Origin of the sequence: Methanococcoides methylutens, assembly GCF_000765475.1 — an archaeon.
Taxonomy (GTDB): domain Archaea; phylum Halobacteriota; class Methanosarcinia; order Methanosarcinales; family Methanosarcinaceae; genus Methanococcoides; species Methanococcoides methylutens.
The window spans coordinates 343,345-355,357 of sequence record NZ_JRHO01000009.1; the positions used below are offsets into that span (position 1 = coordinate 343,345).

Annotated in this window: 10 protein-coding genes; 4 read left to right on the plus strand and 6 right to left on the minus strand. The window is 43.5% G+C overall.

Going from position 1 to position 12,013, the window contains the following annotated elements:
- Window positions 1–21: 21 nt before the first annotated feature.
- Window positions 22–3,906, plus strand: a complete 3,885-nt coding sequence (locus LI82_RS04115) for an S-layer protein domain-containing protein (protein WP_048193660.1) — start codon at window positions 22–24, stop codon at window positions 3,904–3,906.
- A 181-nt stretch (window positions 3,907–4,087) separates the two neighbouring features.
- Here the strand turns inward: LI82_RS04115 and LI82_RS04120 are convergent, their stop codons facing one another.
- Window positions 4,088–4,609, minus strand: coding sequence for a helix-turn-helix domain-containing protein (locus LI82_RS04120; protein ID WP_048193857.1), 522 nt, complete (start codon window positions 4,607–4,609; stop codon window positions 4,088–4,090).
- A gap of 164 nt (window positions 4,610–4,773) precedes the next feature.
- On the opposite strand from LI82_RS04120, the gene LI82_RS04125 reads away from it, so the two are divergent.
- The 3 genes from LI82_RS04125 to LI82_RS04135 all read left to right on the plus strand — a co-directional run bounded on the left by LI82_RS04125 (window position 4,774) and on the right by LI82_RS04135 (window position 7,392).
- Window positions 4,774–5,769, plus strand: coding sequence for an ABC transporter substrate-binding protein (locus LI82_RS04125; RefSeq protein ID WP_236622657.1), 996 nt, complete (start codon window positions 4,774–4,776; stop codon window positions 5,767–5,769).
- A gap of 76 nt (window positions 5,770–5,845) precedes the next feature.
- The gene (locus LI82_RS04130) at window positions 5,846–6,634 is read left to right on the plus strand and encodes an ABC transporter permease (RefSeq protein ID WP_048193661.1); all 789 of its coding nucleotides are present in this window, start codon (window positions 5,846–5,848) and stop codon (window positions 6,632–6,634) included.
- Window positions 6,634–7,392 (plus strand): ABC transporter ATP-binding protein, encoded by a 759-nt coding sequence (locus tag LI82_RS04135; protein ID WP_048193662.1) that lies wholly within the window; start codon window positions 6,634–6,636, stop codon window positions 7,390–7,392. Before LI82_RS04130 ends, LI82_RS04135 begins: the two co-directional genes overlap by 1 nt.
- 24 nt (window positions 7,393–7,416) lie before the next feature.
- On the opposite strand, the gene LI82_RS04140 is transcribed toward LI82_RS04135, so the two are convergent.
- The 5 genes from LI82_RS04140 to LI82_RS04160 all read right to left on the minus strand — a co-directional run bounded on the left by LI82_RS04140 (window position 7,417) and on the right by LI82_RS04160 (window position 11,907).
- A complete protein-coding gene (locus LI82_RS04140) occupies window positions 7,417–7,848 on the minus strand; it encodes a polymer-forming cytoskeletal protein (protein WP_048193663.1) in 432 nt (143 codons plus the stop codon).
- 89 nt (window positions 7,849–7,937) lie between these two features.
- A complete protein-coding gene (locus LI82_RS04145) occupies window positions 7,938–8,708 on the minus strand; it encodes a prenyltransferase/squalene oxidase repeat-containing protein (protein WP_048193664.1) in 771 nt (256 codons plus the stop codon).
- Window positions 8,689–10,539 carry an anaerobic ribonucleoside-triphosphate reductase gene (gene nrdD / locus LI82_RS04150; RefSeq protein ID WP_048193665.1) on the minus strand — a complete coding sequence of 617 codons (1,851 nt, stop codon included), beginning with the start codon at window positions 10,537–10,539 and terminating at the stop codon, window positions 8,689–8,691. The genes LI82_RS04145 and nrdD overlap by 20 nt, the downstream gene beginning before the upstream one ends.
- 170 nt (window positions 10,540–10,709) lie before the next feature.
- Complete coding sequence (locus LI82_RS04155; RefSeq protein WP_048193666.1) at window positions 10,710–11,546, minus strand: Mrp/NBP35 family ATP-binding protein; 837 nt, start codon at window positions 11,544–11,546, stop codon at window positions 10,710–10,712.
- Between the two features lie 37 nt (window positions 11,547–11,583).
- Window positions 11,584–11,907: a DUF134 domain-containing protein gene (locus LI82_RS04160; protein ID WP_048193667.1), complete on the minus strand. Its 324-nt coding sequence runs from the start codon at window positions 11,905–11,907 to the stop codon at window positions 11,584–11,586.
- Between the last annotated feature and the right edge of the window lie 106 nt (window positions 11,908–12,013).

Consider the following 12,013-nt stretch of genomic DNA (forward strand, 5'->3'; position numbering starts at 1 on the left):
TAATATTTGGAGAACTAAACTATGAATAAAGGTTTAAAATTATTATTAATGAGTTTGCTCATCGTTGGGATGAGTTGTGGGGTGGCGATGGCTGCCACATCACTGGACAATCCAGTGAGTCCCACTACAGGATCGACTTCTGATACTTTAGAATATAGAATTACTTTCACAGATACTGAGAATGATTCCGCAGATTATGTGAAATTAATTTTGGACGGTACTGAGCATTTTATGAGTGCTGTTGATTCAGACGATCATACTACGAGTGGCGATGGGAAAGAGTATGCTGTTACCATTGGGCCACTTGCTGCAGGTTCATATCCATTTAGCTATGACGCAGCTAACGGAACTGATGTAGTTACTGGTGCTTATCCTGATACATTGATAATTTCAGAACCTTTGGATATTACTGATCATAATCCTCTTTCTTCTTCAGTATCAACTCAGCAGGGGGATTCTCAGATATTCAACATAACTACCAATAGAATTGCTACTGTAGAATGGCTTATTGATGGAGTTGTTCTTGGATCAGAAACAGATTCTGACGTGACTTTTGCTTCTTACACTAACAATACTGCTCCTGCAGGTACTTACAACGTAACTGCAATAGCAACCAATGGAAGTGAATCTGTTCCATTTTCATGGGACTGGACCGTTGATCCTACTTCCAATGCTAATCCTGTATTGAGTGATGAAGATCTTTTGCCATCAGACTCAGGAACTCCTTCAACAGAGTTTTCTTTCAGGATCACTTATTCAGATGCTGAGGATGAAGCTCCTACTTATGTGAGAGTTGTAATTGAGGGAACACCTCATGACATGGATCCTCTTGATTCTTCAACAGATTATGTAGGAGGAGTTGTATATTACTACAACGATACTTTCCCGGAAGATAACTATGATTACAGCTTCGCTACCAGAAATCCAAATTCTTCTGAGATAACCTATGGTTCTTTCTCATTTTCAACATTATCAACAGATCACGAACCCACACTTGAGGATGAAAGTGTTAGCGGAGTTCCAGATGAATCCGAAGGTTCTACGTTCTTTTTCAATGTGACATATGTTGATTCTGATAACGATCCAGCAGATTATGTAAAGGTCTATATTGAGGGCACCGACCATGATATGACCAAAATGGATGATAATGACCCTGAAGATGGTATACTGTATTCTTACAACACCTCATCGTTGGATCTCGGTGACCATGAGTATTATTTCGAGGCATCTGATGGTAGTAATCAAATTGACACCGATTCTTCAACAGTAACTGTACAAGTGGCAAATTTCTATTCAGGTGATCGTATCTGGGAAGAAGGTATCCAATCTAAAGACAAATACACTTGGAATTATCTGAGCTATTCCGGCTTCTATTATGATCTTGATACGGGTAAAGGCTCCGAATCAATGACTATGGAGAACATTGGCAGGAAAATTGACGATGGTGATCTCACATATGAAACAAGTGCTTTCGATACGGACTTTGAGAATAATGGCATATGGGGTCAGTATAATGTCATTGGTTTCATGGCAGAGAAGTACTTTGCCGGTTATCCTGACAATGCCTTTGGACCTGGGTTTGATGAAGTTAACCTGATGGAAGAAGGTATGCTTTCAAAGGTCCTGATAGATACTGATGACAAGGATACTGTTTATTCGGGTGCAGGCCTTGTCCTTGAAGAAGGGTATGTTCTGAATATTGTTGAGGTCGACATAAACGGTGATCGTGTCTATGTCAAGTTATCAAAGGATGGCGATGAGATCGATGAAGATATTCTTTCTTCAGGTTCCACATACGTATATGATAAAGATCTTGATGATGTTGATAATGTACCTATAATTGCTGTTTACTTCGATGAGATCTTCAGTGGGAGGGAATCTACAGCTATAATTATTAAAGGTATTTTCCAAATCTCCGATGATTATCTGGAGATCGATGAAGGCGATGACTTTGGAGACATGACAATAGATGACATTGGACCTAATTCTATCACAATGGAGAATGATAGGGACATTTCTCTTGACAAAGGTGACATTGTTGATATCATGGGCAAATTGAAGTTCATTGTCGCTGATAGTGGCACTTTGAGATTTGCACCATTTGTGGACATGTCTGAACCCGGAACCTATGAACTCAGAGGTACTGTTGTAGTGGATGATGTTTTCAAATGGACCCCTCTGAACTTTGAAGGCTTCTACTACAATATCGATGAAGGTATAGGTACCGAATCACTTGAAGTGCTTGGTCTTAACGGAAACGATATTGAGGAAGGCAACCTGACCTATACAACAAGACCGGACAATGTTTCATTTGAATATGGTTCATGGGGTGAATATGAGGTCATTGGTTTCATGGCAGAGAAATATTTTGCCGGTTATCCTGATGATGCCTTTGAATCTGGTTTCGATGAAGTTAGCCTGATGGAAGAAGGTATGCTTTCCAAGGTCCTGATCGATGACGATGACAAGAAGTCTGTTTATGGTGGTTCCTCTTTAATTCTGGAAGAGGGATATGCACTGGAAATTATTGAAGTCGATATAAATGGTGACAGAGTCTATGTCAAGCTGTCACAGGATGGCGATGAGGTAGATGAGGACATTCTGTCTTCCGGAACTCCTTACATTTATGACAAAGATATGGGTGATGCCGAAGATGTGCCTATAATTGTCATCAATTTCGATGAGATCTTCAGTGGCCGTGAGTCAACAGCTGTCTTTGTCGAAGGTATCTTCCAGATCTCCGAAGATTATCTTGAGATCGAAGAGGGTGATGACTTTGGTGAAATGGAAGTTTCTAACATTGAGGATGATATCATTGAAATGGAAAACGAAGATGAAATCACGCTTTCTGATGGTGATGAGGTCGAGATCATGGGTGATATCCAGTTCAAGGTTGCAGACTCCAATACTCTTCGCTACTACCCATTCGTCGAGGTAACCGTTGAACCGGATGAGGCTCTTGATGTTGAGGTTGATCCTGAAGTTGCTGTAGAAGGCGATGAGTTAGTCATAACTGTAACATCACGTGGTTCTCTTGTCAGTGATGCAACCGTCAAAGCAGGAAGCCTTATCCTTGGTACCACCGATGATGAAGGTATAGTGGAATATGAGTTCGTTTCTGATGGCACCTACGATATAACTGCTGAGAAAGATGGCTATGCTACCGGAACTGCTGAAGTCGAGGTAATATCACCTGACGACCTGAGCAGGAAGATGAGCATTGAAGTCACTCCTGAGGTCATCTATGGAGGTAACCTTGTAACATTCACCATCGTGAAAGCTATTGGTGGAGATCCAATGGAGGATGTCAGAATTTCCCTTGATGGTAAGACCATCGGGCAGACTGGTAGTGATGGTATTGTAACAGATGTTATTACTGAGCCTGGTATGCACAAAATCGTTGCTGAAAAGTCCGGTTTCCTGGATGCCGAACTGAACATCGAGGTTAAGGAAATGCAGGCAAAGTTCGAATTCAGTGATCTTGTACTTGATCCAATTGAGGTCAAGTCCGGCAAGGACGTGGAGATCACATTGAATGCTGTGAACAATGGTAATGCTGAAGGCAGTTACTCACTTGAATTGAATGTCAACGATAATGTGACAGATTTCCAGGAGATCACTCTTGGTATCAATGAATCCACAGAAGTGACTTTCGATTACACTGCCGGAGAACCTGGCAGCTATCTTGTGAAGGTTGGAGGAATGACTGCAACCCTCGAAGTAGTTGAAGGTGTGGGTACAATAGTTTACCTGCTTGGTGGTTTGGCGGTAGCAGTCCTTGGTGGTGCAGCATATCTCTTCACAGCAGGTGGCTGGACAGTTGAGACTGCAGGTCCAAAGGCAAGTGAGGCAATGGCTGCACTTTCTGAGAAGATATCCAACCTGCTTTCAAGAGGTAAGGAATAATTTAATTTGGACCAACTGGTCCGATAAGCTGCTGGCAGGATATGGCTGTCAGCATCTCTTTTCTTTTTTACTTTATTTTTATTATGTCTATGCTGATTTATTCTATATTTGGAGACCTATGGCTGGTCGAATGGTCAAAACCAATGATCTTTAAATAAAATAAGAAATAGTGTAAGATCACTCATTCGATCTTACGTGCTACTGTTTCGATAGCCTCTATAAGACTGTTCTTTGGCATGATGGTTGCAACAGGTATGCGAATTATCTTTTCAACAGTTGTGCTGACGATAGGTGCACACACAAGTGCTTTAGCACCTTCCCTTTCGGCACGCACGGCAGCAATGATGGCTTCTTCCATTGATGTGGCGGAGTATTCTCTGATCGTACAAAGGTTGCCGGAGATCTTTCTCTTTGTTTCATTTATGGTGTCCAGAACAGGACGTGCAGCTATGACTGCAATGAAATCTCCTTTTTCGGAACCTTCTATCGTTCGGATAGTCTTCACTATCTGGCGAAGTGTCCTCATGTTCGGTTCCCTGTTTCCTGACATCAGCTTATAAAGCGTGCTTGGGGGAATATTTGCATATTCTGAGAACTCTATTGCTGTGAGTTCAAGGTCTTCTTTTATGACTTTCAAAAGCGTGTTCTGAAAAGCCTCATCCGATTCAAAAGCAGCATCAATCACTTTATTCGCAACGCTAATATTCACTCCTCCGCTACAATCCAATTTCCATAAAGGATATATTTCACTTCGTATTAATACTTTTAGGACATAATGAGGGCATATGTGGTAAGATATAAATAGAACATTTAGACGAAATACAATGTTACTAAGATTAATATCATAATTCGTCAGGAGGTTTTTATTTGAAAATCACAACAATTGCATTCATTTCTATTATGCTGGTTGCAGCTGTATTCCTCTCCGGGTGTACTTCTGCACCTGAAGAAGATGCCGCGATCACAGAGATCAATATTGGCTATCAGCCAAGTACACACCAGATCTCCCACATGACCGCTATGGAGAAAGGCTGGTGGGCTGAAGACCTTGCACCATTTGGTGTTGAGGAAGTGAACGAGTTCGAGTTCCCAACCGGTGCTCCTGAGATGCAGGCAATGCTCGCAGGTGAGCTTGATGTTGCTTACGTGGGCGCAGCTCCTGTTATCTCTGCACTTGCTACCGGTCTGGATGCCAAGATCGTTGCAGCAGTCAACACACAGGGTTCCGATCTTGTACTTAGACCTGAGTTTCCTTATGAAAGTCCTGAAGATCTCAAAGGATTGACCATTGCGACATTTCCGCCAGGAACCATTCAGGATACACTCTTGAGGAACTGGCTTATTGAGAATGGCCTTGATCCTGTTAATGATCTTGAAATAAAGGCTATGGGACCGGGACCTGCTAAAGCAGCTATTGCAGCAGGCCAGGTAGATGGTGTATTCCTTCCACATCCTTCTCCAACTTTCATTGAAGCAGAAGGAAATGGTCGCTCTGTCGTTGCATCAGGTGAGATCATGCCGGATCACCCATGCTGTGTACTGGTTGTAAGTGGTGACCTTATCAGGAACAACCCTGAAATGGTCGAACAGATAGTCATGACACACATTAAGGCTGTAGAATATGATTCTGCAAATCTTGAAGAAGCTGCAGAAACATATGGTACCAAGCTTACCGCTGATCAGGAGATAGTCCTTGAATCCCTTGAGGAGTGGGATGGCGTATGGTCTGCAGATCCACGTCCGCTTGTTGATTCAACAGTTGAATATGCAAACATACAGTATGAACTTGGATTCATTAATGCAGAGCTTACAGCAGAAGACATGTTTGATGTGAGCTTCTATGAAGCTGTGTCTGAAGACTAAATAGAAACATACATTAATGAACAAAATATATATTGCCGGATCTGAGGGTTAATTCCCTCAGTCATCCGGAGGCAACATGAGTAAAGACAGCACAAAAAGAATTTCAGGCAGGGGTATAGAACTACTTTCTCTTGCTATTACTATCATTGTGTGGCAACTGGTGGCTGACTATATTGTTGCTAATCCATTCAAGCTTCCGAGCTTTACTGATGTTCTATTTGCTTTTTTTAAGACTATAGAAAGCGGAGCATTGTTCACTGACCTTGCTATAAGTCTGTTGCATTTCGGAATTGGTATTGTTTCAGCTTTGGTCATAGGGATACCCATAGGTATCTCAATGGGCTGGTTCAAGACTGTAAATCGTGCTTTAGACCCCATCATTGAAATTATAAGGCCTATTCCACCTCTTGCATGGATACCTTTTGCTATCATATGGTTCGGGCTTACACACATTTCCGCAGGATTTGTAGTATTTGTAGGCGCTGTTTTCCCGATTATCATCAATACTTTTGATGGTTTCAAAAGCGTTCCAAAGGTCTATGTGGAAGCTGCAAAAGTCCTTGGTTGCATGAAAAGCGGATCTCTTATCCGCCATGTCGCTTTCCCATCAGCGTTGCCTTCAATTGCGGCTGGTATTCGCATAGCGATGGGAGTTGGATGGATGTGTCTTGTAGCTGCGGAAATGTTCGGAGTGAGCAGCAGTGGTCTTGGTTACAAGATATGGTGGCACTATTACCTGCACCAGATGGACTTTGTACTTGTTTACATGTTGATCCTCGGTTTCCTGGGTCTTCTGATCGACAGGATGTTCAGGTGGTATGTGGATGGGCGTCTGCTTAAATGGCGTGAAGGGGTCGTGGTATAATGGGTGAAGTAAAAGTATCCGATGTTTCACTGGCATTTGAAAAGGAAAATAGTGAAGATACACTTGCACTTGATAATGTGAACCTTGAGATCAAGGACAAAGAATTCGTTTGTTTCATCGGACCTTCCGGTTGTGGAAAGACAACACTTCTGAGGACCATTGCCGGGCTTGAGTTCCCGGATTCCGGTGAGATAACCCTTGACGGTGAAAAGATCACAGTTCCTGATTCCAAGAGAGGTATGGTATTTCAGGAGTATTCATTGTTCCCCTGGAGTACGGTTATCCAGAACATAACATTCGGTCCGCAGATGCAGGGGATGAGCAAAGGTGAGTCTCTTGAGAGGGCGGAAAAATACCTGAAACTCGTTGGTCTTGAGCAGTTCAGGAACAGCTATCCATATGAACTCTCAGGTGGAATGCGTCAAAGAGTTGCAATTGCACGTGCTCTTGCAAATGAGCCCAAGGTACTTCTTATGGACGAGCCGTTTGGTGCACTGGATGCACAGACCAGGAATACCTTGCAGAACGAACTTCTCGATGTATGGGCCAAAAATCAGATCACTATTGTGTTTGTTACTCACAGTGTGGATGAGGCTGTATTCCTTGCAGACAAGATCGTTGTTATGACTGCAAGGCCGGGCAAGATCAAAAAGGTCATAAATGTGGATCTACCACGACCTCGTGACAGGACAAGTTCTGAAGCAAATGAATTGCGTCACCAGCTTCTCAGGATGCTGGCAGAAGAAAGACGTGACTGATGCAAAGAATGTGAGCTTTCCATTTTACATGTCGGAACGAACAATAAGCTTTGTTCCGGATTCTATTTCTTTAATGTCTACTTTTCCGATGAGTTCAAGGGCGGTATCTGCTTTTGCAAAAGTGATCTCACATCCCGGTCGTATGGACATCTCATTGCCACATATTGCATGACCAGTGACCTTTACATTGTCAAGCATTGTAAGGTTGTGTGCAACATCAACATTTCCTCCTATCTCGCAGCGTGTGCTTATCAGGGCATCAGATGCTTTGATATTTCCTTTGACAAGGGATGCCTTGCCAAGTTCAAGTGAACCACTTACCTCGAGGTCTTTCCAGAAGTTCGCGCCTGAACCGATGATCACATTCCCATCGAGCCTGACACTATCTTCGAAAAATGCTTTCCTGCGAATAATGTAAGTATTTGTATCTGCGTGGTATTTGACAAATTTATCCATTTTATGTTCCACATCCATGATCTTAAAGGCGGATCGGTCCTGTCCTGCAATATATGTCCTATCAGCTGCTTTATTAATCTGTCTTTTTGTTAATATATTCTATCATTCTTTAAAGATCCTAATGTGATAAGTGAAAGTGCAGTTGCTGTAACGTCTCCTTCACTTTTCCCCCATGATCCGTTAGCATTCTGTCTGGATAGGAGCCACTTTTTAGACGCTTCAAGCTCTTCTTTATACCCCGCGGTCGATAATGCCTGGATCACGAGATTGCTTGTGGAGATGAACTTCCAGCCACCGTCTTCGTTCCTCTCTGATAGTATCCATTCTGCATGCTCGTTGATGAAATCGGCAAAAAGGTCTTCTTCAATCAGATGATCCTGTTCGATCAGGGCAGTAATGATAAGTGATGTCGTTCCCACGTGTTCCCATTTCTCGTTATAGTTCTCCACAAGCCACCTGCAGCCATCTGGGTCGTGGATGCCCATGTCTGCCAGGGCCATTAATGCGTAAGTGGTATCGTAAACATCATTTTCCCACGAGCTGTTGCTTTCCTTTCTGGAGGTAAGCCATTGTGAGCTATCTTCAAGATCAATGTCTGGTGATCCGGGGTCTGATGATGCAAGCGCGGAACAGGCTCTTGCTGTTTCCCTTACTGAATCGTTCCAGTTGGTTCCGCTCCTGAGTTGCATCAGCCGGGAAGAATAGTCATTTTCAACATTCCAGAGTTCACATGCAGTTACAAGGCGTGATAGTTCCTTTGCACTGGATGGATTCTGCTTGTATATCCATGTAAATGCTCTGTCTATTGCATCTTCCATGCGATAGATGACGTTGACATCATTATTTAGTGTTTTTACCATGAAGGTTGTATCGATGCCGTTCTTCGTACTCTTTCTGTTTTCCCGGGTTCCATTGTTTCACGTGTCCGAAATAACCTGTAACCCTTGATACATGATCTATTGCAGGTTTATTGCAAATGGGACATACAAGGTTCATTCCGCGGGAAACATGCCTGTTCTCACAGACAGAGAAGTCAGGCGAGAAGCAGAAGTATGCAAGTTTCGTTTCGGAGAGCTTCTTTATCAGTTCGCTCATTCCTTCTGGGTCGGGAAAACTTTCTCCCATCCAGATATGGCTGATAGTTCCTCCGGTAAAATATGGGTGGAACTCTGATTCTATCTTTATCTTCTCTGCCAGGGATATCTTTGAGCTGTAAGGTACATGTGTGGAATTTGTGTAATATGCATCATGACTGCTTCCCTGCATGTGTGCTTTTTCATCGAAGGAGGACCTGTCAAGCATAGCAAGCCTGTGTGCGGTGCTCTCTGCAGGGGTCTGTTCGAACGTGTATTCAATTCCGTCTTCCCTTGAGTATGTCTCTATCTTTGCAAGCATGTGGCGAATTATCTTCATTCCCATCTCATGTTGCTCTATCAGACCTTCTCCTGTGATGTTCAGCAGGCATTCATTAAGTCCGACCACTCCAAAGGTCAGATGCCGCGAATCAGGATCGAAATAAGGGAGGTCATTTTCAGTTCTTTGCAAAAGCCAGGGTAGTATCTTCCATTCATATAATGACCTTCTGACTATCTCCTGTCCTTCGAGCAGAGCTTTCCTTGTTATTTCCAGAACTTCATCCAGCCGTTCAAAGAACCTATCTACATTTACGATCCTCTCCATCCCATCTGCTCTTTTTGTCCTGTCTGAATCAAGTGCAACTCCTGGCAGGTTCACAGTTACTATCTTGTTGGAACCACTTCCCATTCCGCCAGCTGTCCACACTCCTCCGGAATGTCTTGCAAGAAGGCGGCAGCACATGGCCTGTACAGTGTTCTCTTCAAGATAATCTGTGGTCAGGTTCAGGAAATATGGAGCGCCTGTGGAAGACGTGGCATACATCGTTTTTTTCCATAAGGGGTCTTCAAGGTCAAGGTCTTTTGTTATGGCTGTAGTGATCAGCGGGAATGTGAATGGAAGTCCGTCAGCATCACCATTTGCTGCGATCTCCATAAATGCGCTGTAGATAGCGCGTGCCTCTTCTTCAAATTCCGAGTATGTCCTGTCAATGAACTTACCATCATAGACCGCAGGTTCATTTGCAAGTGACGAAGGGCAATTGATACGAAGTCCGATGTTTGTGAATGCACTCTGTGCACCGATACGGTTGGACTGGTTCATCTGGAACATGAATCCCTGTACTATCTGGAGAAGTTCCTCTTCATCGATATCCGAATAGTGAAGATGCGGTGCAAGTAGCCAGTTGAACATATCAATAGCCTGGGCTCCTGCGAAGAACTGCTGGGAATGCAGCATGAATGACATCGCATGGAACATGGCTGCATTGAATTGTTTTGCAGGAGCACTTCTGGAGTCCGGGAATTTCAGTCCGTCCATGAGGAATATCCTGCCATCAATACCATTGCAGTAAGGCTTGAATGGATCGCTCAGGTCGTGTATGTGTATGGTACCCTTAATGTGTGCATTGGCAACATCCTTAGAGTATAGCTTTTCAAGTGCGTATATTTTCTTGAGCTGAGATGAAATGTGCATGTCAATGACAGAAGGACTAAGTCGTGTGTTGGCATTTTCTCTTATCAGCCAGTTCTTGTCATACAGGACATCATCGATTAGTTCATTGGTACTTTTAAAATCAAGACGATCGATCTCATCTTTATCTCCACTCCCACTCATAGCTAAATATTTGGAAGTCAAGATTTAAATATCTATTTAGAAGGACTGAACAAAAGTTAGGCCAGCTATCAAACATAGTGCCCGGGCAGTGGGTTCAATGTATAAAAAAGGGTGAGGGGACATCGGGGACGGTTGTTTCACCATCTCTTGCCAATGTCCTCTTGAGGTGATTATTTTACGAACTCTTCGACAGCGTCAACGATCTTATTGAAGGTCTTATACCATTCGGAATCGCCTTTGATATCTTCATGGACCTTTCCACTGTCACTTGTGGCTGCAACTTCTGTTTCGATAGGTAATGTTCCAAGCACATTCACCCCGAAGTCCTCTGCTGCCTTTGATACTCCGCCTGATCCGAATACGTGTATTATCTCATCGCAGTGTGGGCAGATTATACCGCTCATGTTCTCGACCATTCCAATAACAGGAACTTCGATCATGTTTGCGAAGTTGAGTGACTTCCTGACACTTGTAAGTGCAACGTCCTGTGGCGTTGTGACAACGACAGCACCATCGAGGTTTCCAATGAGCTGTGCAATGCTCAGCGGTTCGTCTCCTGTTCCGGGAGGCAGGTCGATGATAAGATAGTCCAGCACGCCCCAGTCAACCTCTTCGAGGAATTGTTTGATGGCACTCATCTTAGCAGGTCCTCTCCAGATCACCGGGGAATCATCGCTATCGAGGAGAAGTCCTACGGACATGACCTTCAGGTTATCGCTGACCTTTACAGGAACAATGCCTTTTTCTCCTACAGTTGGTTTCTGACCTTCAACTCCGAACATGGTCGGGATTGTGGGTCCGTGTATGTCGCTGTCAAGAAGACCTACCTTGTATCCGCGGTCAGCAAGTGTGGCAGCAAGGTTGGCGGAGACTGTGCTTTTTCCCACGCCGCCTTTTCCGCTCATGACCATTATCTTCTTCTTTATACCTCTAAGATTGGTTACGAGCTTTGGTTCTTCTGGCTTTGCGTTAAGCAGACTTTCCGGTGATTGAATATTGGATGCCATTTTAAATCTCCTGTGATTATTTTTGAGTTACCAGAGTTCAGTTCTCTTCGTTCTGGTCTGTGATGCTGACATAGTTTCCGCCCTTGATCTCTATTGCCTTTCCTGTGGTCAATGCAAAGGCTATCTTCTTTCTTGCACTCTTAAGATCTTCCCAGAATGCACGCCTTGAGATCCCCATCTGTGTTGCTGCTTCCTGCTGCTGGAGTCCTTCGTAATCCACAAGCCTTAATGCTTCCAGCTCTTCCACTGCAACGGAGACTACCTCAAGCTCCGAAAGTGCAACTCCACGTGGCTTAAAATAGAATCCTTCCGGGTTGCATTTGACCCTTCTGGGGCTTTTTGGTCTTCCTCTGCATGTCATAACATCGTATCTCCTCATATGTTAGCTTATATATAAGCAATTCCCACAATGCTTTTATATTTATTCCCATGTGTTTAAAAACGTTTTTTTAATTGCATATCCCGCT